Below are 24851 nucleotides of genomic sequence, written 5' to 3'. Positions count from 1 at the left end.
TTTTACAAGCCCAAAATTCACACAGATTTTCTGGATGCAGGTTCTAAAATTAGTATGGATCACCGTGGGCGTGCCTACGATAATATATTCATAGAAAAGGCTCTGGCGAACCATAAAATATGAGGATATATATCCTAAGGCTTACGAGACACCAAAAGAAGCACGTATCGGAATTCATAACTATATAAAATTTTATAATCACGAGCGTCCACACTCACGCTTAAAATACCGCACACCGGAAGAAATATACCGGGATAGGTAATTATCCTGTTTCTCCCTCTTGTGTAGTATAAGTGCAGATATATGAGCTGTAAAGGGTTCCTTCGGAAGCTGCTTTGCAGCACACCCTTGACAGTTCATATATCCACACTTGGTGGGTAACTAAGGGAGAAAGGGATGGAATAATCTCTTCCGAAATCCAACTTAATTTTTTTGAAAAATTGTCTTGACAAATGGGTTCACTTTAATGTCTGGGGTAGACTTTTTCGATTTTTCTTAGTTTAACCAAAATCTAAACAGGAGGTATCTCTCTGCATCTTTGCTATTTCACCAACATATCAGGGTAAATGAATACTCGCAAAGAAAGGAAAGACTACTGATATAGCCTCTTTCATCCACCAAGTTCATCGGCACATATGACAATTATATCTTTAACTCTTTATTTAAGCTCAATGTAAATATCTTATAAACTTTAAAATATAGTAAAATCAGATTCTTTTTTATTTCTATTTATAATTTTTAAAGCATATTTTACAAATGGATTTTTAGCTTTAGTTATACGTGCATTGTTATGACATGCTTTTACACAAGCCATACAAACAATACACTCATCTTTATTGGTTTGAAGATCAGAATCTATACAGGCTTTCGGACATTTTTTTATACATATGCCGCATTGACTGCATAGTTCTTGTTTTGTTTGAGGAACGGTAAAAAATCTTTTTCCGGTATGTAAGGGTTTTTTATCAGCGATTTGATCAACAAACTTATCAAACAAACTTATATGTTGATTGCTTGGTACAATATCTATTGTATTCAGTTTGTTTCTAAGAGCTTTCCCAAATAAAATTGCTGTATTAAGATCATCTGCATTAGGCCTATTTATCGCAACAGGTATTTTTGTTGTTGAAAATGAATGTTCTCCAACAAAATTTCCATAACCTATAACTTTCCCGTTGTTTTTTCTTACTATAGAAATAATCTCCCGTTTTGCGAACAAAATAGCTGCATTTCCATATAATAAAGCTGTTGCGACAGGTTTATCATTGAAATCAATACATTTAATGTAATTTCTAAAATCTTTATATAAAAAACCTCCATAAACAGGGGCTCCTAAAATAATTAAATCATCTTCGTCAGTATTTACAGGTTCTTTTTTTAAAATTATATTACTTTTTGTTAAATCAATATAATCCACTTTTTTAGGTTCAATTCCTTTGACTATAGATTTAATTATTTTTTTAGTTGTTCCGGTAGGCGAGAAATAAATTGCTTTTATTTTTGGATAAAAATTCACTTGAGTATTTGATATATTGTTATTTAAAGAAATTTCTATGTTTTGAGTATTATTAAAGTGCTTAATATTATTCATATCCATTTGCTCCTTTTTCAGCAATTTAAAAAAGCTGCTATTTATATAATCAGGTAAATGTCTTATTCTATAACTTAGAAGATTAATTATTTTACATTAATAACTCCCTGCGTTAAACATGAATTATTTGTGAAAGAGTAGAAAAGAGCATATTTATCTGATACACTATATCATTATAGCCTTTACACGGCATGATTTACAAATTAAATCTTATCAATACGGATAAGGTCTTTTATATATGGAGGTATTTTTGTATGGACAGCAATATAAAAATACTCGTCGTAGATGACGAGGCGAAAATGAGAAAGCTGGTAAAAGATTTCCTTTCAATTAAAGGATTTACAGTAATTGAAGCTGCTGACGGAGAAGAGGCTCTTGAGATTTTTTATAAAGATAAAGACATAAAGCTTATTTTACTTGATGTAATGATGCCCAGAATGGACGGCTGGGAGACACTTAGAGCTATAAGGGAACATTCATCACTGCCGATTATCATGCTTACTGCAAGAAGTGAGGAAAGAGATGAGCTTTTAGGTTTTAATCTCGGAGTTGATGAGTATATAACTAAGCCCTTTAGTCCAAAGATACTTGTTGCAAGGGTTGAGGCGATACTTAGAAGAAGCAGTCTGGGACAGGAGGAAAAGATAGCCTCAGGCGGGATAGAAATTGATAAAACGGCACATCAGGTAACGATAGACGGTAAACCTGTGGATTTAAGCTATAAAGAGTTTGAACTCCTGACATATTTTATAGAGAATAAGGGAATAGCGCTTTCAAGAGAAAAGATACTTAATAATGTGTGGAACTATGATTATTTCGGAGATGCCAGAACCATAGATACTCATGTTAAAAAGTTAAGGTCTAAAATGGGAGAGAAAGGTGAGTATATAAGAACCATATGGGGAATGGGATATAAATTTGATCCTGATGCATAGCTATATGGATCTTAATATCCTAATTTTGGTTTTTTAGTAAAATATTATGCTTAAACATTCCATAAGATTCAAACTGACCGGGGTATTCTTTATAATTATAGTATTTATGCTGATTTCGATCTGTATCATAAATTCATTCGGGCTTGAGATGTTCTACAGAATGGAAAAGGTCAAGGAAATTCAGAATGCTTATGAGAGCATAAATACGGAGGTTATGGATATATTATATGGAAGAGACGGCAGTGATGCACAAAGCCGGGATTTAAAAAACAGTAAAGAGATATCAAAGAGTGTACAGGATGAGGATGAGGATGAACAGGAAACAAATCAGGACGAAAAAAATACTACTATCGTATATTCAAAAAAACTCAGCGAAATATTGGTTGAATACTCAAACAGGTACAATATAAGCATAATAGTAGTCGATCCTAACGACAAGACTCTTGTATCTACTGAAAGGTATGGAGAGCTTATAATGAAGAGGATCAAGGCGGATTTTATAGGCAATGGAGATAGTCCGGGTATTGAAAAAATCTGTGAAAATGAACGCTATGGAATTATACTTAACGATTCCGAGGAGAATAACTCATCATATATAGAGTTTCTCGGCTACTGTAGTGATGAAAACATACAAAGTGATGCAAGGATACAGGTTATGATGTCAACACCTATTGCAAACCTTAAGACAAGTGTGCTTCTTTCAAATAAATTTCTGCTTTATATAGGAATATTTGCTTCACTATACGGTATGGCGGCAGTATTTTTATTGATGAGGAGAGTTACAAAGCCCATACTTGAGCTGGCTGATATTTCAGAAAAGATATGTTTGCTTGATTTTAATGCAAGGTATGATGGCAGATATGAAGATGAGATAGGTATACTTGGCAGAAATATGAACCTTATGTCGGGAAAACTTAAACATACTATAGATGAGCTTATGCAGGCAAATGTAAGGCTTCAGGCAGAACTTGCACATAAGGAGCAGGTTGATGAGATGAGGCGGGATTTCATAGCAAATGTTTCACATGAGCTTAAAACTCCGATAGCTCTGATACAGGGATATGCAGAGGGGCTTAGTGTGGGGCTGTGTGAAGATGAGGAAAGCAGGAAGTATTACACTGATGTGATAATGGATGAAGCCTCAAAGATGAACCTTATGGTTAAACAACTCCTTACACTTAGTGCACTTGAATCAGGTACGGCAACTCCCGATATAACTGAATTTGATATGAATGAGCTTGTAGAGGGGGTTATGGCTTCAACGAAAATACTTCTCGGTGAAAAAAAGGTAAATATCAATATAATATATACAGGTAATGCATTTGTAAAAGCGGATGAATTTAAAATTGAAGAGGTGCTTACAAATTATGTCAGCAATGCGATAAATCATGTAGATGCCGGGGGATATATAGAAGTAAAAGTTGAAAAATTTCCGGGAAGAGTGAAGGTGTCTGTATTTAACACAGGCGGAAGTATACCTGAAGATGATATTGAACATATTTGGGAAAAATTTTACAAGGTTGATAAGGCACATTCAAGAGGATACGGCGGCAGCGGAATAGGACTTTCAATAGTAAAGGCGATAATAGAAGCACATGGCGGAAGCTATGGTGTAAGAAACAGAGATAATGGAGTCGAATTCTGGTTTGAGCTTGGGACTTTAGATTTAACAAAGCAATGATTAAGCATTTTGTATGTAAAATCACATGAATTTTAGAATATTGATATGTGATTTTTTGTATATAAATATAGAGTTGAAAATAATAACTAAATCAGCCTTTCCTTAAGAGTAAAAATAAGTAACAATGGTAATTATGCATATTTAAAAACGATAATTATTACTGAGATTATACATAAAGATGAATTTAACAAAATTTAAATTTAAAGCTTGCATATAGACGGATTATATGGTAAATTTTCTATGGTATAAAATTAAATTTTAAACAGTTTAAAAGCGTGAATGTTTTAATGCTTATACTGTTTTTATGCTAATTAATATATTAAATTTTATTTTAAAAGGAGAATTTGTTATGTCATTAATTAACAAAGAGGTTTCAGATTTTAAGGTACAGGCTTTCCATAACAACGGATTTAAAGAAGTATCAAAGGCTGATATTTTAGGAAAATGGAGCGTATTTTTCTTCTATCCCGCCGACTTTACATTTGTATGTCCTACGGAGCTTGAAGATCTCCAGAATATGTATGACGGTTTTAGTAAAGCCGGTTGTGAGGTGTTTGGAGTTTCATGTGATACACATTTTGTACATAAGGCATGGCATGATAACTCAGAGAGAATCGGAAAGATTACATATCCCCTTCTTGCTGATCCTACACATGTTCTTTCACGTGATTTTGAAGTATATATTGAACAGGCAGGTATGTCTGAAAGGGGAACATTTATAGTAAATCCTGAAGGAAAGATAGTTGCTTACGAGGTTACTGCCGGTAATGTAGGACGTAATGCAGAGGAGCTTTTCAGAAAACTTCAGGCATGTCAGTTTGTTCATGAACATGGTGATGAAGTATGCCCTGCAAAATGGACACCAGGTGCAAAGACACTTAAGCCAAGTCTTGACCTTGTAGGAAAACTTTAAAGAAAAAATGATTTAAGCGTTGTTTTATTTTTATAAGAGTATGTGTATGTATATGTACAAAACCGGATAGGAATAGTGCAGCGTATCTGAGATTTTCGTACGGGAAACACTGAGCAGTGTTTCCCTAAACTATAATATGAGCTTTATGCGAGTGATTATAAATCGGATTTTTTCTAATCCCGCATATTTAAATGATTTTATGGAGGTTTAATTTTAGGTGGAAAAGGACAAAACTCTTGATATTTTTTATGATGTAGTTATAATAGGCGGCGGTCCTGCCGGACTGACTGCTGCTATTTACCTTGCAAGGGCATGTTACAGAGTGCTTGTTGTAGAAAAGGAAAAATTTGGCGGTCAGATAACAATTACCTCTGAGGTTGTAAATTATCCGGGTATAGAGCATACAAACGGCAGTGAATTGACTGAGACCATGCGCCGTCAGGCTCAGAATTTCGGTGCGGAATTTAAACTGGCTGAGGTAATTTCGATAAATGCAAATGCTGATGTAAAGGAAGTTAAAACATCATCAGGAACCTTTAAATGTTTCGGTATACTTATTGCTACGGGCGCAAGACCCAGAATGCTCGGCTTTGAGGGAGAAGCACGGTTTAGAGGGCATGGTGTTGCGTATTGTGCAACATGTGATGGAGAGTTTTTTACAGGAAAAGATGTATTTGTGGTAGGTGGAGGATTTGCCGCTGCTGAGGAGGGGGTATTCCTTACAAAATATGCAAAACATGTATATATACTGGTAAGAAAGCCTGACTTTTCATGTGCCAAGGCTGTAGCGGATCATGCAAAAAATCATGAGAAAATTACGGTACTTACAAATACTGAGGTTGTAAGGGCAGAAGGAGACAGCCTTTTAAGAAGCATAACCTATAAAAACAATATAACCGGCGAGGAGACTGTATATAAGGCTGCTGATGGTGATACTTTCGGCATATTTGTATTTGCAGGATACGAGCCTGCGACTGAGCTTGTAAAAGATATTGTGGAGCTTGATAAAAGCGGTTATATAGTTACTGACAGAAATCAAAAGACAAGTACAGACGGAGTATATGCGGCAGGAGATGTCTGCATCAAAGCTTTAAGGCAGGTGGTTACAGCTGTCGGAGATGGCGCACTTGCTGCAACTGAACTTGAAAAATATGCTTCAAGGCTTCAGAAAGAAACGGGTATTTCTCCTATACGTCCTGTACAGTCAGATAAAAGCACACACGGCACCGTACCGTCAGAAAACAGTTCAAAAACCGATGCCGCTAATGGTAATTCAGGTTTATTCAGCCCCGATATGCTTGCACAGCTTGAGGCGGTGTTTGAAAAAATGTCAGGCAATGTAGTCCTTAGGCTTTGTCTTGATGAAAGACCTGTATCTTCCGAGCTTAAAGAATATATGGAAAGCCTCGCTGCATTGACTGATAAGATAAGTATAAGCTATGAGGATGAGGTTAAATCCGTTACAGATGCCGCTCCCTTTGTAAAAATAATCTCTCCGGACGGCTCTGACAGCGGACTTGCTTTTCATGGAGTTCCGGGAGGGCATGAGTTTACTTCATTTATACTTGGAATTTATAATGTTTCAGGACCTGGGCAGGCTGTTCCTGAAGATGTGCTCTTAAAAATCAAATCAATTAATAAAAAGACTGCTATAAAGATCATGGTATCACTTACATGTTCGGTTTGCCCCGACCTTGTTGTTGCCGCACAGAGGATAGCGGCTTTAAATCCCTTGATAAGTGCTGATATATATGACATAAATCATTTTGAGGAATTAAAAGATAAATATCAGATAATGAGCGTTCCGTGCATGGTAATAAACGACGGTGCTCCTGTGTTTGGAAAGAAGGATATACAGCAGATAATTGAGCTTATATAGCATATGTAAAAATTCCTGAATTTAAACAATTCCTATTCCGGAAATTGCCGGACCGGGAATTGTTTTTTTGTTTAAAATGGCATTAGTTTAAAACATAATATTATTAATAATTAATAAGCTGTAATTTACCTTTATATCGATATGATATTGTTTTTAATTATAGGTGTAAGTGTAACGATTTTCTTACGAAATTATAATAATAAAAGTAAATTTATTGAAGTTATTATTAATGAATGGTAAAATATATGCTATTAAGGTATAACATTTAAGCATAGTATTTATACCTTATGTTTAAATGTTTAAATATTCCGAAACCCGAAGCATTAACACAGCCGGGATAATATATGAAACTGCGCCTTTTTTATAATATAGTTAAAATAAGCTTAAAAAAACAGGCGGGATATTTAAATGCTATATTTATAACAAATTTATATTTTGGAGAATTACTGGATTTATGAATAATAAAAAATTTAAAAACAAAAAAAATACGAAGGTAAAAAATAAATTTATATTGAACAGGGCGGCATCATATGTACTTGCCTCGGCAATGGTTATAGTTTCGCAGCCTTTTATCCCGAGCGATCTGGTAAAAATATATGCGTATGCCGAAAAATCAGCTATTGTAAATGCAAGCTCGCTTAATATACGCTCTGAGGCTTCATCCTCAAGTTCAAAAGTTGCTTCACTGAGGGCGGGAACCGAAGTTATAATAACCGATGAAACTACAGGCTCTGACGGCAGCAAATGGTATAAGGTAAGATTTGGTGAAGGTGCTGAGGCAAAAACGGGATATGCACTGAGCACATATATAAATACGACATCTTCAAGTGCTTCATATACAAGGAGTGAAGATTTTGAAAAAGCCTTAGATGCACAGGGTTTTCCGGAGGATTATAAGGAAGCTCTCAGAAAATTGCATGCACAGTATCCTAACTGGGTATTTAAGGCACAGAAGGTAGATATAGACTGGCAGACTGCGGTTGAGAATGAAAGTGTGGTAGGAAGAAATCTTGTCAGTAAAAACAGTGTTTCTTCATGGAAATCAACTGCTGAGGGGGCATATAACTGGAGTAATTCCACATGGCCGGGATTTGACTCAAGTGCGTGGGTGGCTGCAAGCGGCGATATAATACGTTATTATATGGATCCCAGAAATTTCCTTGATCCTGTAAATGTATTTCAGTTTTTAAATCAGGGATATAATGAAAACAAGTATGATGTTGAGGGTATTGAAGCTATGGTCAGAGGAACTTATCTTGAAAGCCGTGCTTCAAACTCGCAGGTTCTTAATGCAAAACGTGATATATCATCTTCAGCTTCATCAGGCAGTCAGTCTCCTGCAGTAAATACGGAAAAAGAGAAGAAGGATTCCAACGTAAGCCTTACGGCGCCGGTTGCACAACAGCCTGAGAAAAAAGAGACTCCAAAGGCTGATAAATCCGTACAGTCTGAAAGCAGTTTTTCAGGCGTAAGTCTTACGCCGCCTACCGCTTCGGCATCAGGCAATACAGATGAACCGCAAAACGGAAGCGGCAGTGAAAAAACTGAAGAAACACAAAACGCTTCAACTGATGCAAATGATCCTGTATCTGAGAAATCTTCAAGTATTAAGCTTGAAGCACCTGCCAAAGATGCGGCATTACAGGAAAAATTGGGTTACGGTCCTATATCAGGCAGTCTTGCCGCAGGTGATACGGCAGGTCCGTCAAATGGTGAAAAAACATCATTTTCAGAAATTAACTCACAAAACGGTCCCGGAATATGGCTTGACAGTGAGAATGGAAACAATGCGAGATCTTCGGGGATAGACAAGAATGCAAAAAGTTCTGATAATAAAACCAATGAGGATACAAATTATACGCCTATAGAAGGCAATAAAACATATGTAGATATAATACTTGAGGCAGCGGTGGTATCGGGAGTAAATCCCTATGTACTTACTTCAATGCTTATACAGGAGCAGGGAAGAGAAGGCAAGAGCGGTCTGATAAGCGGAAATACCGAGCCTTATAAGGGGATATATAATTATTTTAATGTGCAGGCTTATGAGGCGGCAGGCATGTCTCCTACACAGCGTGGACTCTGGTGGGCTTCACAGTCGGGAAGCTATTCAAGACCTTGGAACAGCAGAGACAAGGCTATAATAGGAGGGGCGATATTTTATGGAGATAATTATGTAAAGGCAAATCAGGATACATTTTATTTAAAGAAATTTAATGTACTTGGAACAAACCTTTATAAACACCAGTATATGACTAATATTGAAGGCGGAGCTGATGAAGGTGCAAGGCTTTCACAGGCATATTCGGACAGTCTTAAAAACGGTGAACTTGTATTTTCAATACCGGTTTATAAAAATATGCCTTCTGAGAGGGCGAAGCTGCCAAATGGCGACGGCAGTCCGAACAATAAGCTGTCAAGCCTGAGTGTTGAAGGTTATAGTCTTACCCCTTCATTCAGCAAAGATATAGAAAAGTATGATATTATAGTTTCGCAGTCAATAACCTCGATTAATATAGGTGCTCAGGCGGTTGATGCAAAGGCTTCTATAAGCGGTACCGGAACGGTTGACTTAAGCGGCGGCAATAATTCATTTAATATAGAAGTCAAAGCTGAAAACGGAACTGTAAGAAATTATGTAATAAACGTTGTAAGACAAGGTGGAGGACAGGCTTCAAAAAGTACAGGTACGCAGGAAAACAGTCCTAAGAAGGGCTCAAATGATACTTCCCTTACTGCACCCAATTCAAACAATAGTACCGGCGATACAAAAAGTAAAAATTCCGCTTCTGTTGGTGAGGGGGTAGCACCTTCAGATTCAAAAGGGATATCAACAGACAGACCTAAGCTTGTATCACCGGGAGGAGATGGAAATTAATGATATTCTTAAAAGGTAGGCATAAATTAACAGGGCTGAGATGCTGTTTTTTAACTATTATGCTGGTTTTAGTATTCAGCATAGTAAAAACTGCCTCTATAGTTTCATATGCACTTGATACAAAAATTTCATTTTCGGACCCTTCGGCGGTTTTAGGCAATGAAATAAATGTAACTATGAAGGTAAGTGCGGTTGATGAGGGCGGAAAACTTGGGAAAGCGGACATAATGCTTTCTTATGATCCTGATTCAATTGAGTTTATAAGCGGAGATAATGCTCAGGGCGGTGCGGGGTCCGTAAAGGTGAGTGCGGCTTCTGCGAGCGGAAATGATTCGGAATGGGTATTTAATTTAAAATTTAAAACTTTAAAAGCAGGTGAATCTGATATAAAGATAAGCACATGGGAAATACAGGATCTTGATGCTAAACCTGCCAGTTTAAGCCATGAGGGAAGTGCAAAAGTTACGATTGCGGCTGCAGCGGAAAGCTCGGCAAATGCTGATCTGGCTTCTCTAGGTATATATCCCGGCATACTTTCACCTGCATTTTCACCTGAGATTACACAGTACAGTGCACAGGTGGGCGGTGAAGTTAATAATGTAGCGATAAGTGCACCTGCGGCAGATGCCAATGCAGTGATAAGTGTAAGCGGCGGTGATAACCTTGTACTTGGTGAAAATAAGATCGAATGTAAGGTTACTGCACAGGATGGCTCAACAGTAAAGGTTTATACAATAACCGTTACGAAGACAGAAGGTTTTTCAACACCTGTTGCCGACGGTCAGGGTAATGTTGGTGCGGAGCTTTCAAGTGAGAAGGCTGTGGTAGGAGGTCAGACTTACAGCGTAGCTTCTTCATTTGATGCCTCACTTTTACCTGAAGGCTATACGGTAGGCAGATATGTATATAATGGCAGAGATGTGGCAGCAGGCAGGACTGAAGTCAGTGATATAATAGTAATGTATCTTATAGCTGATGACGGTTCAGGAGGACTTTTTGCCTATGATGAAAAAAGTGGGAACTGGTCGCAATTTGCCGTTCTTACATCATCTGCAAAGAAAATAACTGTAGTACCTCTGCCTCAGGGAGTACAGGTACCTCAAGGATTTAAAGAGGTTTCCTTTGAAACCGGAGGTAATGATGCAAAAACAAAAATATCAGGATGGGTATGGGCAAGTTCAGCAGAGCCTGAATATTATATAGTATATGCAATGAACACTGACGGAGAAAAAAGCTTTTACAGATTTGATGTAAAAGAGAAAAATTTCCAGAGGTATTTCAGCGACCCTGCAATAGAAAATGCAGTACCTCAGAGTGAATATGACAGTATGGCAGGAAAATACAATGAACTGCTAAAAGACTATAATATAAGAGGAATTGCTTTAATAGCACTTATAATCCTGCTTGTAATTATTATAGTGGTGTTATTTATAAAAAGAAGGAAGTCTGTATCCGATAATGATTATACCCAAAATGCCGGCTCAGGTACCGGAGGCATGGCGGCAGCCGGAAATGTACAGACAAAGGGAAACATAAATTCCGATAAAGCTGACACTGCCGGAGCAGGGACTTCTAATCCGGATAAAGCGGGTACTGCCGGAGCAAAAGTACAAAATAATACTATGCAGACACAGAGCAGTGCGAGGGTTAAGGTTATAAAGAGAGAAGATATTGAAAGCAAGGCTCAGGATATGAAAGAGACAAAAGCTCCTTTGGATATACAAAATCAAAAAGATAATTGTAATAAAGAGAATATATCGGATAAAAGCTCTAAAGATATACTTAAAACTGCAGTAGAAAGTCGGGTAAACAGTGTTAAAGCTTCGGAATTATCTAAAAAGGCTGAGGCAGAAGTTATAGAAGTAACTGATTTTGAAGAAATAGAAGCTGAAAATGCGGATTCAGGCTCAAAGCCGGAAGCTAAGTCTAATACCGGAGATAATAAAGCGGCTGAAAGCAATGAAAAAAACAAAGCGGCAGGAAGTGATTCAGAAAATAAAGAGTCAGGCAGCGGCACAGAAAACAAAGCAGCAGGCAGTAATTCAGATAATAAAGAGGCAGGAAGCACCTCAGATAATAAAAATAAAGACGACATCGAGGTTGTAAACTCCCTGCCAAACCACAGGACTCAGCCTGATAAGCCTGGTCAGACAGTTATAGATACTGATTTTAATGAAGTATCATCAAAAGAGATGACTGATGAGGAACTGATTAATGAAAAACCAAAGCTGTAAAAAGTATATATTAAAGTTAAAATAAGATATTTGACAGGTAAAATTACATTTATAAAATATTAATTAATAATATATCAAGGTTAAAACTACCAAATATTTATCTTATAACCTGATAAAGTTTGTAAATTTAATTTTAAGCTTTACTAAGGAAAGAAAGCCGTTTATATGATACAATATAAACGGCTTTGTTAAAAACAAAGTAAATTTTAGGTTATGATTTATAGAGGAGGAAACATACATGTTTTGTGCAAAATGTGGTAATCAGATGCCTGAAAATTCAAAGATATGCAGTGCATGTGGTGCAGATTTAAGCGGTCAGTCAACACTATACTCCGGCAGCAATCAGTTTAATGCAGGGAGCAGTACAAACCAGGGTTATACAGGCAGTAATGCGAATATGGGGTATGCCGGCGGCAATGTAAATCAGAGCAGCGGAGGCTGGAATACTCAGCAGAATTATTATCAGGGAGGTTCGCAGCAAGGTGCCAACACGACCTCATCAGGCTATCAGCATCCATATCATAGTCTTGGAGGTTTGCTTGCATTTTTTACCTATATAGATTTACTATATGCAGGATTTCTGGTTATAGCAACGATTTTCCGTTTATTAGGCGGATTAGGTCTTGCATTTATTGAAGAGTATGATGGAACGGTAAATAATCTTATAAGAGCTATGATTAATACATTTTTAATAATTTTACATATAAGACTGTTTGTGGCTGTAATAAGGAAAGATCCTTCATTTCTTTCTATATATGAGATTTTGGCAGCCTGCAGTGTTGCACTGAATTTGATAGCGGTATTTTTTCATGGAAAAGGACTTGTGTCAACTATTATAGTTCTTGCTATAAGCTTTGGTATAATGTTTGCATATTATACGAAATCAGTGCGTGTGAGGACTTACTTCGGTACTGATGAATATCTCAGGAAAAGTCGTTTATTTAAAAATGCACCTTCTCCTACACCTGCTGACGGCTCTTTCGGAGGAGGGTATCACTAAAAAAGGATATTATGGAAAGTTATTAAAAGCTATTTTGCAGCCATCCGTACCGGAGTTCCGGTGGATGGCTGTTGACATATCAGTGCTATTTGGCTGTTATATGTATCAGATCGGCACTTTAAAAGAATACTTGTAATTTATATAAAATTATGTTATACTACTGCTATAACAGTTATAATAGAGGTAGAGTTATGGATTTTTATATTGATTTTAATAGTGATGAGGCTATATATATACAACTTTGCAACCAGATAATTATGAATATCGCAACTGATCAGATTAAAGAAGGAGACTCTCTTCCCTCAGTAAGGCAAATGGCAGATCTAGTGGGTATAAATATGCATACTGTAAATAAAGCTTATTCCATATTGAAACGAGAGGGATTCATTAAGCTTGACAGGAGAAAGGGTGCAATAATATGTATAGATGTTGATAAATTAAGTGTTCTTGCAGCCATGAAAAGGGAACTTGCAGTGGTTGTGGCAAGAGGCATATGCAACGGTGTATGCAGACAGGATGCACATAATCTTATTGATGAGCTGTATGACGGATTTTTACATCGGTAGAATATAAGAATAATTTTTAAATAGTACAGGAATTGTATTATTTAAAGCATAGAAACAAATATTTATCAGATAAACTTTAAGGAGGGATATTATATGCTATGTGAAAAATGTAAACTTAGAGAAGCTAATATAGTATTTTATGAAATTATAGATGGAACAAAAAGAGAATACAATCTATGCAGTCAATGTGCCGAGGGTATAGAATTTATGCATTATTCCTCAGTGTTTAATAAAGAATTTTCACTTTCAAAGTTGCTTTCAGGGCTTTTCGGAGAGCAGGAACCTGCAAACAAGACAGAAGATTACAGGCAGATTGTGTGCCCTAACTGTAAAACAAGCTATGACAGTTTTATAAATAATTCAAGATTCGGATGCAGTGAATGTTATGAAATCTTTGGACCGCTTATATCTGAAACGATAAAGCAGCTTCAGGGAAGTGATATTCATAAAGGTAAAGTACCGGCTACCGTTATGCTTCCTAAGTCCAGAACGGCAGATACACCGCATGGAGATGAGGATACCAAAGACGGTTCTAAAAATACAAAACAGGAGCCATTACAGGACGGTGAATCTGAAAAGAGGCGTATAGAGGAACTTGAACTTATGCTTAAGATGGCATTGGGAAATGAAGAATATGAGGCGGCTGCAAAATACAGAGATGAGATAAAGGTTTTGAAAAATGCCGTAAAGGGAAAAAATAATGGCTAAATGGTATGAAAATGTAAAACTCAGCACCGATTATAATTTTGTAAGCAGCAGGATAAGGCTTTCAAGGAACCTTGAGGGCTATGTATTTCCCGAAAGCACATCAGAAGAAGAGAATAAAATTCTTACAAGAGATATGCTTTCAGGACTTTCAGGTATAGGAGTGATTGATGCAAGAGACTGTATTAACAGAGAATTCTTTAAACTCGGTGATGTTGAAAAGCAGGCACTTAGGGAGAGGAGAGTTATAAATTCTGTTATAGCACATAGAAAAGAAGAAACAGGTCTTATTACAAGTGATACTGAAGAGATCAGCCTTGTGATAAACGGTGATGATCATATAAGGTTACAGCTTCTTTCAGGCGGACTTATGCTTGAGGAGCTTTGGAAGCGTGCTGATAGGCTTGATGATTATATAAATGAAAAATTCAGATATGCATTTGATGAAAAGTATGGCTATCTTACGGCATACCCTACTAATGTAGGTACAGGTATGAGAGCGAATATAGTGCTTCATATGCCGCTGCTTTCAAAAGGCAAAAGCTTTTCCAATCTGATACTTGGATTGAGCAGATTTGGTGTATCTATAAAAGGAGTATATGGTGAAGGACAGGAAAACTGCGGCTCCCTTTATGATATTTCAAATTCAAAAACACTTGGGCATAGTGAAAGAGAGATAATAGATCAGGTTACAAGGGTGGCAATGCAGCTTAATTCACAAGAAGCAAAAGTAAGGAGAATAGCACTTTCCGAGCATAGGATAGATATTGAAGATGAGGTATATAAGGCATATGGAGTGCTTAAATATGCAAGGAAGCTTACACTAAAAGATTCACTTAAATATTTAAGTATACTGCTTCAGGGAGCGGCTGATAATATAATAAAATTAAAAAATCCGCAGGAGATTTATTCTCTTATATTCGGTGTCCAGCCGGCACATCTGCTTAAGAGGGCACAGAAGCCTCTTGCCAAGGATGAGATGAATCAGGAAAGGGCTGCATTTTTAAGAAAAAATATTGAAAGAATCTCAGAATAAAACTTAGATTATTATTTTATAAAATATGATTATTATTTAATAAATTATAAATGAACGGCATTAATTTATACTTATATCACCATGGTTTATATAGATATAAATTATAAATTACAGAAAACAGCATTTTATGGAGGTATAATATTGGATAGATATACACAAAAAGCCGCTTTGGCACTTGAACTTGCAGAAAAAGCAGCTCGTGAACTTTCGCATGTTTCGGTAGGCACTGAACATATACTTCTCGGACTTTTGCAGGAAGGCAGCGGGGTTGCCGCAAAAATACTCATAGAAAACGGAGTTACCGAAGAAAAATTAAGGAGTCTTATAGATCAGCTTATATCATCAAATTATAATGTTGCTATGGATGGAAAACAAAACTATACACCTATGGCAGCTATTGTGCTTGATAACGCATATAAGGAGGCTGTAAGATTTAAAAAACCTCTTGTAGGGACTGAGCATATACTTATATCAATTATAAAAAATGTAAATTGTATAGCGGCAAAGCTTTTACATACAATGAGTGTTAATATACAAAAGTTATATGTTGATATACTTGGAAGTATGGGAGACGGTACACGACAGAGCGGACTTAAATACGGAACATCTGAAATACCTTATCAGCAGCCAAAGAAAAACGATTTTCAACAGACACAGTCTGATACACAGGTGCTTGATAAATATTCAAGGGATCTTACCGAACTTGCCAGAAAAGGCAGGCTTGATCCTGTTATAGGCAGACAAAATGAGATAAATAGGCTTATGCAGGTTCTGAGCAGGAGAACTAAAAATAATCCATGCCTTATAGGGGAACCCGGAGTCGGCAAAACGGCAGTGGTTGAAGGGCTTGCACAGAGTATTGTGGCAGAAGATGTACCTGAAAATATACTTGAAAAGAGAGTTGTAACCCTTGACCTTGCAGCTATGATAGCAGGTTCAAAATATAGGGGAGAATTTGAAGAGAGAATTAAAAAAGTAATAAATGAAGTTACATTTGCAAAAGATGTGATTTTATTTATAGATGAACTGCATACTATAATAGGTGCAGGTGGTGCTGAAGGAAGCATGGATGCCTCAAATATATTAAAACCTGCACTTGCAAGAGGTGAGATACAGCTTATAGGTGCAACCACACTTGAAGAATACAGAAAATATATTGAAAAGGATGCCGCACTTGAGAGACGTTTCCAGCCTATAACAGTGGATGAGCCAAATCAAGAGGAGGCATATCAGATACTTGTAGGGCTCAGACCTAAATATGAGGAGCACCATAAGCTCACTATAAGCAATGATGCACTTGAAGCGGCGGTTAAGCTGTCCTCAAGGTATGTATCGGACAGATTTTTGCCTGATAAAGCTATTGACCTTATAGATGAGGCTTCTTCAAGGGCAAGGCTTGAAAGCTATATGGAGCCTGAAGAAATTAAAAAGTTAAATTCTGAAATTTCTTTGCTTGAGGTTAAAAAAGAAGAGGCGGTAAAGGCTGAAAAGTATGAAAAAGCCGGTGAAATAAAGAAAAAACAGGAAAAAAAGCTTGAGAAGATAGAAAAACTGCGTGAAAAATGGGATAAAGATAAGAAAAACAGGAAGCTTGTAATTACAGAGTCTGATATAGCCGATGTAGTTGCATTATGGACAAAGATTCCTGTAAAGAAACTTGCTCAGGAGGAAACACAGAGGCTTAAGGAACTTGAAACTATGTTACATGCACGGGTTATAGGACAGGATGAGGCTGTAAATGCGGTATCAAAGGCTATAAGACGTGGCAGGGTGGGACTTAAGGATCCTAAAAGACCTATAGGTTCATTTTTATTCCTTGGACCTACAGGTGTAGGAAAGACTGAACTGAGCAAGGCACTTGCAGAATGTATGTTCGGGACTGAGAATGCGCTTATAAGAGTTGATATGAGCGAATACATGGAAAGACATTCCGTATCAAAGATGGTCGGTTCACCTCCGGGATATATAGGCTATGATGAGGGGGGACAGCTTTCTGAAAAAGTAAGAAGAAACCCTTACAGCGTTATATTATTTGACGAGGTTGAAAAGGCTCATCCTGATGTATTTAATGTGCTTTTACAGGTGCTTGATGATGGTCATATCACTGATGCACATGGCAGAAGAATTGATTTTAAAAATACTATAATAATAATGACGAGCAATGTAGGTGCAGAACGTATAGTATCACCTAAGCTTTTGGGATTTACCTCCGCCGTTGATGATGCAGCCGACCATAAGAAGATGAAGGAAGGTGTGCTTGAAGAGCTTGGCAGGCTTTTTAAGCCTGAATTTTTAAATCGTATAGATGAAACCATAGTATTTCATCAGCTTACAAAGGAAAATATGCATGAGATTCTTGAAATTCTTTTAAGAGATATAAATAAGAGAACAATTGAACAAATGGATATGAGACTGGAAGTGAGCGATGCCGCAAAAGACTTTTTAATTGATAAAGGTTATGATAAAAAGTACGGAGCAAGACCGTTAAAGAGAACACTTCAAAATTATCTTGAAGATAAGCTTGCAGAATCGGTTCTTGACGGCAGTATAAAAAATAAAGATACGGTGCTTGCGGATATAGCTGAAAATGATGGAGAAAAAAGCATAGTATTTATGCCGAAATCTTCTAATATCCCGGATATAAAGACAGAAGTACAGGTAGGAAATTAAAAAAGCTTTTCATTATAGTTTTAAATTAAAAGAAACAAACTAAGGCAGTATATTAAAAAATGCCAATAGATTGTTTCTTTTTTTTATATAAAACGTGGGAGTTTTATAATACTTTGTCAAAAGGCGGTATACAAGAAAATTTAAAAAGTAACAATTCACTATTTTTATTTCAATATTTTACGTTTTATCTCTATGTTATACAGGAATACCTTGACAATGACAAATTGCTGTGCTAGACTGCATTAAAGAGTAAGTATTATGATAATTTTGGAGTTAAAATTATGAAAAAGATAAAGGTAGAGTTTATTAATACTTGACCTTCATGTGATTCTATAGGACGATTGGTTCAATCGTCAGCTGAAAGATATGGAGATAAAATAGAGTTAAAAATGTATCGGACAGGAAAGGATATGGATTACATAAGAAAATATGGCATGATTTATGTCGGAACTATGATAATTAATGAAAAAATTTTTATTAAAAATTTAAACAGGAAAAGCATTGATAAGGCAATTGATGATGCAATTTACGAGCTTGATACGTAGGAGGATATGGAATGACAGAATATCTGTTTAATATCGTTCGTGCATCATTTAATTTAATAAATACGGCATCGGCGTGGATAGTTATAAGCTATATTATTGCCGGTGCATTACATGATTTAATCCCGGTTGAAAAACTTCACAAACATTTAGGAAATAAGAGCTTTTCGGCATTATTTAAAGTAATGGTTTCAGGTGTTATTTTACCCATTTGCAGTTGCGGAACAGTCCCCTTAGGTATAAGTATGTACTATGCAGGTGCATATGTAGGACCGGTACTTTGCTTTATGACGGCAACTCCTGTAATTAATCCGATAGCACTTATATTATCTTATGGACTACTAGGCAGAAAGATTACAATCATATATTTTATTATAGGGCTTACCTTTCCTGTTTTTATCGGTTGGATTGCAAACATGACAAGCGGCAGGGAGCTTTTTTATGCTCCTGCATACAGCGAGGACGGAGGGTTTAGAAGCGATATGAGGGAGGATAAGAGAAGCGTATCAGAAAAGCTTAGGTCCGGATTTAACTGGATGATTAATGATTTTGCATTAGTTATCAGCAAGTATGTGGTTACGGGTATGCTAATGGCAGGCTTTATTATGGTAAGTTTCCCTTCTTCCTTAATTCAGGAGTATTTGGGGAATCCAAGTGCATTATCTCTTATAAATATTGCCGTACTTGCTACCGTTATGTATGTTTGTGCAGTCGGTCATATCCCTTTTATTGCGGCACTTATTGCAGCAGGTGCTTCTCCCGGCTCGGCAGTTACATTTTTAATTGCAGGTGCATCAACCAATATTGCGGAGCTGCTTAGTATATATAGGATGATAGGTAAAAGGTCGGCAGTTATTTATGGTGTTCTGGTAACTGTTTGTGCAGTATTTTTAGGTTATATTACCAATCTTATTTTATTGCCTGATTATGAGCCTCAGATTAGTATTGACAGAATAGATTATTCAATAAAAAGTGCAAATCGTTTGATGATTATTTTTCCTAAAGAAGTGCAGTATTTATGTACGGGAATTATTTTGATTTTCTTTATAATTGCTATGTATTATAAGATTATGACTTGGAAAGAAATGAGGAAGGCATGAAAAAAACAGCAATTTGGGCAACGGCAGTTATTATTTTACTGGAAATCGGATTTATAATATATTCTAAAGATAAAAATATTCAGGCTGGCAGGGGAATAGGAGTAGATGTAAATCACCCTTTTTTAAAAAAGTATCAGAAGGAATTTGAAAATCAGACAATAATCCGTGCGGCACAGGAAGATGTTAATAATGACGGAAAAAAAGATTTGGTTGTAGTCTATAATCCAAAGGGCGATGAGAAAAATTACAGCATAGTACTTATATATAAAGATGAGAACGATTATATTCTTTCAAAAACCGCTGTTGCACCTAGAGAGAATGTAGAGATTAAGTTTAAAAATATTGATGATAAAGATAATATTGAATTTATAATTTCAGGATCAAAAAATGGCAATTACGGTTACGCAATCTATCGTTTGGAAGAAGACCTTGAAATAAGGGATTTGTTCAGCGAAGATATGGATAACTGTTGTTAAAAAAATAAAGAGGAGAATACTTTGATGAAAAAAAATTATGTTATGTGGGGTTTATTATTAATGTCTGTATTTACTGTATCAGGCTGTGCGAAATCCCAAACCTCTGAAACGGGGGGAAAAGGTGAATCCAAAGACTCTGTTACTGCAAGTAACTATGAGATCAATGTAGGTTATTATAACTGTGATCATATGGTAGCAGGACCCGTAGGAGAGGCGGCGGGCATATATAAGGCACATAATTTAAATGTCAAGCTTACAGGAAACGGGAAAGTACCTCAGGCAATGGCAGCAGGGCAGATGGATGCAGGTTATATAGGAGCAAGAGGTCTGGTGGCTGCAAATGGTGAAGGTTCACCTATAGTATATGCTGCCAACAATCATATAGGCGGATCTATGTATTTAGTTGTGGCAAATGATATTGAAAAACCTGAAGATCTTTACAGCCAGAAAGTGGCTATGCCTGATCCCTCAACTTCAGAAAGCTGGCTGGCAGGATATGCACAAACACTTAATCTGTCAGCAGACCCTGCAAAGTATGAACTTATACAGACCGGTTCAGACTCAGACAGCTATTTGGCACTTAGTACCGGACAGATAAAGGCATATACCTGCTGTGATCCATGGGGCTCTATGGCAGAGTTCAATAAAGTAGGAAAGATTATGGGAACCTACTATGAGATGGATGGTGCCATGGGAATTTGCTGCGGTTTTGCACTTAATAAAAATTTTATAAAAGAACATCGTGATTTGGCAGTTGAACTGCTTAAAGCACATCAGGACAGTATTAAGTACATATATGAGCATCCCAAAAAAGCGGCGGAAATCTTCTCTAAATACTATAATGTACCTTATGAAGTGTCTTTGATGACAATTTATAAAAAATGTATTGAAGAGGGAAGAACCCTCACATGGCAACTTAATGAGGAGGAATTTACTCATGCCTATGATGTATATAAAAAGTTTAATCTTATAAAAAACCTTCCGGATATGGAAGACGTTATTGAAAGGGATATTTACAACGAGGCGAACTTGGATAATTTTGAGGAATTTATTAAAAATAATGTAGATAAAAATTTTCCGGTTGGTATGACCTACGAGGAATTTGAAAAGAAAGCTAATGAAGTCGATCCGTAAAAGCTTTGCTTTTATGCCTGTTTTATGTATTGCTGCTTTTATAGTTATTTTTTGCTTTCACTATTATGAAAATAAAAAAAGTCAGGGTATAGGCATAGGTGCAGCTGATGATATGTCCGGATTTGTAATAGATTTTATAATCAGGGAAGAGAGCCTAGAGCCAAATAAGAAAATAAAGCCGTTTTTTATAAGAGACTGCTGAGCTAAAACTTCTCAATGGGCATTGAGTACGGAAGTTTATTCTATGGCTATACTTTGTAAGGATGCGGCTAAGACTCTGGTGGAGAATAATAAGGATTTGGAGATAGTTTGTCCTTTATTTCAAAATACTGATGTGATAGTTAAAAAAAATGAGCACATTAAAAAGATTGCTATACAGCAAAGTAAGTTCTTTCATGAAGAGTATTTACTAAGTATATATCCGGAAAGTTTAATTATTCAAACAAACAGAACGGCACTTGCATACGCTTATGAAAGTAAGCAGGTGGATGCTGTATTTATAGATATTGCAAAAAGCGGCGGTTTAGAAGGGATCAGAGAATATCCGGACCTTGGAGATACTTTTGTCCTTGTAGCAGTAAAGGGCTACAAGGACAGTTCGGATTTTAAAGCATTTGCAAAAGTTTACAATGAAGCGGTGGATATATTAAATGAAGACGTGGCAAAAAGGAATAGTCATATTGCAAGATATACTGATTTGAAGGAGGTTGACGGAGAAACTTGGAAGGTAAAACTACTGAAAATAAAAAAATAATAAAACTAAATATCAGCGATGGTTTTATAAAAATAGGGTTCTACTTATTGCTGCTTATCAGTTGGTATATTGCAGCCAGAAAGATTTCCATACCGCTGTTACTGCCTACTCCGCTTGCTACGGCAAAGGCTTTTGTAAGCAGTTTAGGAAATGCAAAGATTATGAGCAATGTATGGATTACTCTTATGCGTGTTATAAAAGGCTGGCTAATTGCACTGATTGTAGGAATTCCTATAGGTATAGCTATGGGACTGTCAAAGACATTCAACTATGTATTTGGAGGTCTGATGAATTCATTAAGACAGATTCCTATGATGGCATGGGTTCCTTTGACGATTATATGGCTTGGAATAGGAGAGGGACCTACTCTGTTTATGATAGCACTTAATGGATTGTTTCAAGTGATATTAAATACAAATCAAGGAGTGTTAGGGATATCCAAGGATTACTATAATGCTGCAAAAACCATGGGGGCGAATAAATGGAGTATTTTTTGTAATATAGTTATTCCGGGAGCATTGCCCGATATGCTTGTGGGTGCCAGACTTGCCATAGGAAGCGGCTGGATGTCGGTTATATGAGCGGAGTTTATTGCGACGAGTGCCGGTCTTGGTTACTCTATGGTTGAAGCACAATCTATGATGCAGACGGATGTATTGATTGCGCTGATGTTTATATCTGCAATAATCGGTTATATAATTGATATATTATTGCAGCTTCTTAACAGATACCTTACAAGATGGAGGTATATGTCATGAAGCTGCAGGTAAAAAATATTTGTAAAACATTTACAAATCAAAAACAAGAAAAAAAAGTTTTGGATAATATCAGTTTTAATGTGGAAGAGGGGGAATTCGTTACATTACTTGGTCCTTCCGGCTGCGGCAAGACGACCATGCTTTCAATAATTGCCGGTTTTGAAAAAAATGATTCAGGTGTTGTTGAACTTGATGGGGAAGTGGTAAACGGGGCAAATCCCGACAGAGCATTTGTATTTCAAAATTATGCTCTTTTCCCATGGATGAGTGTAAAAAACAATATTTTATTTCCGATGAAACAGCAAAAGATTCCTAAAGACGAGGAGAGTAAGAGGCTTGAACATTTACTTCAAATCTCTAAACTAAAAGGGTATGAAGATTTATATCCTCACCAAATATCAGGCGGTATGAAACAGAGGACGGCTTTGGTACGTGCACTTGCAGGAAAACCGAAAGTTTTATTGATGGATGAGCCGCTTGGAGCCCTGGATCTTATAATGAGGCGTTCTCTTCAGTCAGAAATTGGAAATATTTGCAGAGAAGAGAAAGTTACTGTGATTATGGTAACTCATGATGTGGATGAGGCAGTATATTTGAGTGATAAAGTTATTTTGATGTCTACAAATAAAGGGGAGATTGTACATGAGTTAATGAATGAGCTTCCCAGACCAAGAGACAGATATTGTGAAAAATACAAAGATTACTGCGAAATGCTGATTAAAAAAATATCGGAAAGAGGGGCAATATAATATTAAATGAATACTTTAATAGATTTGAATAAAGTAATAAATGTAGATGAAAAACTTGATGACAGAGAAAGTATGTTTAGAAAAAAAATGCTTGATAGAATGATTTCTACACAAGATCTTCTTCATCAAGATGATTTTGCAGGAGAAGAAAAAGAAATATTAAAATCACTGGTAGATAAAGATGTGCTGGTATTGGAAGAAGGACAGATAGTATTTGCTTATCCTGTTTCAAAAACGCCGACCAATCACCATGTAGAACTTGCAGATGGAAGGGAGTTTTTTTCAATGTGCGCCATTGACGCTTTAGGTTCTACTTTTGTTTTCGAACAGGATACTAAGATAAGCTCTATATGTCCGGTTTCAGGAGAAGAGATTCATGTAACTATTAAAAATAAAGAAATAGTGGAATACTCTCCTGAAAATATACATGTAATCCATGTAGACCTTGCAGCGGTAGAAAATTGGGCGGCAAACTGCTGAAATGTGATGAATTTCTTTAGTTCAAAAGAAAATATACAAATGTATTATGATAACAGTATTTCAGAGGATGATCAGAAAAATACTTATGCTTTGGCACTTGAGGATGCTTTTAAAGTGGCTGAGAGAACATTCAGTATAAGGTAAGAATCAGGCTGATTTAATATTTATTAAAAAATGATTCTGTCTTTAGAGGGCAGGATTATTTTTATTTTAAATTTAAATTTAATCCGGTCAATCACCGTACTTAACTATTGATTTAAATATATAATTGATTTAAAATTATAAGGAGATGCATTATAAGGCATTTCCTTAGTTCGATTTATGTTTAAGGAGGGGTTAATTATGTCTGTTGTAGAAGAGCTGATAAAAAATGAAGCTGACGGGGGCTTAAGTTTTGGAAATCATAGACTTAAAATAAAGAGTAAATTATCGGATTTTGCTCATAAGGGAGATCTTTACAAGGTAAAGACATACAGTGAGGTAACAAAACTTGAAAAAAACGGTAATTTTATATATGAATCAATTCCCGGAACGAGTGTGAATAATCTTAAGTTCTCAAATAATACTATAAGCTTTGTGGTAGAAGGAGTGGCTGATGCACAGATAACCTTAGGACTTGAGGAGGAAACCGATTATGAGGTTTTCATAGACAATTCTCCTATTGGCGTGATGAAAACCAATTTAAGCGGAAAGTTTGTAATAGGTGTTGAGCTTGATGACGGAAATGTATCTGAGATAAAGATTGTAAAGGCTGATAAACAGTAATAAAT

21 protein-coding genes and 1 pseudogene are annotated in these 24851 nt (G+C 36.3%); 21 read left to right on the top strand and 1 reads right to left on the bottom strand.

From position 1 onward, the window contains the following. Positions 1 to 109: 109 nt before the first annotated feature. Positions 110 to 262 (top strand): annotated as a pseudogene (locus HMPREF9333_RS13700) (integrase core domain-containing protein); the annotation flags it as partial. Between the two features lie 429 nt (positions 263 to 691). Here HMPREF9333_RS13700 and HMPREF9333_RS11195 read toward each other — a convergent pair. Beyond that, a complete protein-coding gene (locus tag HMPREF9333_RS11195) occupies positions 692 to 1591 on the bottom strand; it encodes a flavodoxin domain-containing protein (protein WP_005542156.1) in 900 nt (299 codons plus the stop codon). 254 nt (positions 1592 to 1845) lie between these two features. Here HMPREF9333_RS11195 and HMPREF9333_RS11190 point away from each other — a divergent pair, with 254 nt between their 5' ends. The 20 genes from HMPREF9333_RS11190 to HMPREF9333_RS11085 all read left to right on the top strand — a co-directional run bounded on the left by HMPREF9333_RS11190 (position 1846) and on the right by HMPREF9333_RS11085 (position 24846). Continuing rightward, the gene (locus HMPREF9333_RS11190; protein WP_005542155.1) at positions 1846 to 2526 is read left to right on the top strand and encodes a response regulator transcription factor; all 681 of its coding nucleotides are present in this window, start codon (positions 1846 to 1848) and stop codon (positions 2524 to 2526) included. 160 nt (positions 2527 to 2686) lie between these two features. After that, positions 2687 to 4207, top strand: coding sequence for a sensor histidine kinase (locus HMPREF9333_RS11185; RefSeq protein ID WP_005542153.1), 1521 nt, complete (start codon positions 2687 to 2689; stop codon positions 4205 to 4207). 349 nt (positions 4208 to 4556) lie between these two features. Continuing rightward, complete coding sequence (gene ahpC, locus HMPREF9333_RS11180) at positions 4557 to 5120, top strand: alkyl hydroperoxide reductase subunit C (RefSeq protein WP_005542152.1); 564 nt, start codon at positions 4557 to 4559, stop codon at positions 5118 to 5120. A 217-nt stretch (positions 5121 to 5337) separates the two neighbouring features. Next, positions 5338 to 6999, top strand: a complete 1662-nt coding sequence (locus HMPREF9333_RS11175; RefSeq protein WP_005542150.1) for an FAD-dependent oxidoreductase — start codon at positions 5338 to 5340, stop codon at positions 6997 to 6999. A 454-nt stretch (positions 7000 to 7453) separates the two neighbouring features. After that, entirely contained in the window at positions 7454 to 9877 is a 2424-nt protein-coding gene (locus HMPREF9333_RS11170) for an SH3 domain-containing protein (RefSeq protein WP_005542148.1), read from the top strand. Then, positions 9877 to 12111, top strand: coding sequence for a cadherin-like beta sandwich domain-containing protein (locus tag HMPREF9333_RS12365; RefSeq protein WP_050798146.1), 2235 nt, complete (start codon positions 9877 to 9879; stop codon positions 12109 to 12111). Before HMPREF9333_RS11170 ends, HMPREF9333_RS12365 begins: the two co-directional genes overlap by 1 nt. A 238-nt stretch (positions 12112 to 12349) precedes the next feature. Beyond that, entirely contained in the window at positions 12350 to 13111 is a 762-nt protein-coding gene (locus HMPREF9333_RS11160; protein ID WP_005542145.1) for a zinc ribbon domain-containing protein, read from the top strand. A 191-nt stretch (positions 13112 to 13302) separates the two neighbouring features. Further along, complete coding sequence (locus HMPREF9333_RS11155) at positions 13303 to 13677, top strand: GntR family transcriptional regulator (protein ID WP_005542143.1); 375 nt, start codon at positions 13303 to 13305, stop codon at positions 13675 to 13677. Between the two features lie 93 nt (positions 13678 to 13770). Continuing rightward, complete coding sequence (locus HMPREF9333_RS11150; protein ID WP_005542141.1) at positions 13771 to 14385, top strand: UvrB/UvrC motif-containing protein; 615 nt, start codon at positions 13771 to 13773, stop codon at positions 14383 to 14385. Further along, on the top strand, positions 14378 to 15418 hold the full coding sequence (locus HMPREF9333_RS11145; RefSeq protein WP_005542138.1) for an ATP--guanido phosphotransferase: 1041 nt from the start codon (positions 14378 to 14380) through the stop codon (positions 15416 to 15418). Before HMPREF9333_RS11150 ends, HMPREF9333_RS11145 begins: the two co-directional genes overlap by 8 nt. 138 nt (positions 15419 to 15556) lie before the next feature. After that, positions 15557 to 18088: an ATP-dependent Clp protease ATP-binding subunit gene (locus tag HMPREF9333_RS11140; protein ID WP_040883045.1), complete on the top strand. Its 2532-nt coding sequence runs from the start codon at positions 15557 to 15559 to the stop codon at positions 18086 to 18088. A 281-nt stretch (positions 18089 to 18369) separates the two neighbouring features. Beyond that, entirely contained in the window at positions 18370 to 18633 is a 264-nt protein-coding gene (saoT, locus tag HMPREF9333_RS13395) for a thioredoxin-like (seleno)protein SaoT (RefSeq protein ID WP_330370773.1), read from the top strand. Positions 18634 to 18644: 11 nt separating this feature from the next. Further along, positions 18645 to 19730: an efflux transporter SaoE gene (gene saoE / locus HMPREF9333_RS11130; protein ID WP_005542133.1), complete on the top strand. Its 1086-nt coding sequence runs from the start codon at positions 18645 to 18647 to the stop codon at positions 19728 to 19730. Beyond that, positions 19727 to 20206: a Cys-Cys-COOH (seleno)protein SaoC gene (saoC, locus tag HMPREF9333_RS11125; protein ID WP_005542132.1), complete on the top strand. Its 480-nt coding sequence runs from the start codon at positions 19727 to 19729 to the stop codon at positions 20204 to 20206. Before saoE ends, saoC begins: the two co-directional genes overlap by 4 nt. Positions 20207 to 20230: 24 nt before the next feature. Next, positions 20231 to 21340, top strand: a complete 1110-nt coding sequence (saoX, locus tag HMPREF9333_RS11120) for an ABC transporter substrate-binding subunit SaoX (protein ID WP_005542131.1) — start codon at positions 20231 to 20233, stop codon at positions 21338 to 21340. Further along, positions 21309 to 22094, top strand: coding sequence for an ABC transporter substrate-binding (seleno)protein SaoB (saoB, locus tag HMPREF9333_RS13390; protein WP_239591065.1), 786 nt, complete (start codon positions 21309 to 21311; stop codon positions 22092 to 22094). The genes saoX and saoB overlap by 32 nt, the downstream gene beginning before the upstream one ends. Further along, on the top strand, positions 22061 to 22852 hold the full coding sequence (saoP, locus tag HMPREF9333_RS11105; protein WP_408611234.1) for an ABC transporter permease subunit SaoP: 792 nt from the start codon (positions 22061 to 22063) through the stop codon (positions 22850 to 22852). The genes saoB and saoP overlap by 34 nt, the downstream gene beginning before the upstream one ends. Then, entirely contained in the window at positions 22849 to 23601 is a 753-nt protein-coding gene (gene saoA, locus HMPREF9333_RS11095) for an ABC transporter ATP-binding protein SaoA (protein WP_005542128.1), read from the top strand. The genes saoP and saoA overlap by 4 nt, the downstream gene beginning before the upstream one ends. A gap of 6 nt (positions 23602 to 23607) precedes the next feature. Next, a complete protein-coding gene (gene saoL, locus HMPREF9333_RS11090; RefSeq protein WP_350297497.1) occupies positions 23608 to 24225 on the top strand; it encodes a MerB-like organometallic lyase SaoL in 618 nt (205 codons plus the stop codon). 198 nt (positions 24226 to 24423) lie between these two features. Then, positions 24424 to 24846: a hypothetical protein gene (locus HMPREF9333_RS11085; RefSeq protein WP_005542124.1), complete on the top strand. Its 423-nt coding sequence runs from the start codon at positions 24424 to 24426 to the stop codon at positions 24844 to 24846. Positions 24847 to 24851 lie beyond the last annotated feature (5 nt).

The sequence above is a fragment of the Johnsonella ignava ATCC 51276 genome (genome assembly GCF_000235445.1).
GTDB lineage: Bacteria > Bacillota > Clostridia > Lachnospirales > Lachnospiraceae > Johnsonella > Johnsonella ignava.
This window is presented reverse-complemented; position numbering and strand designations above follow the sequence as displayed.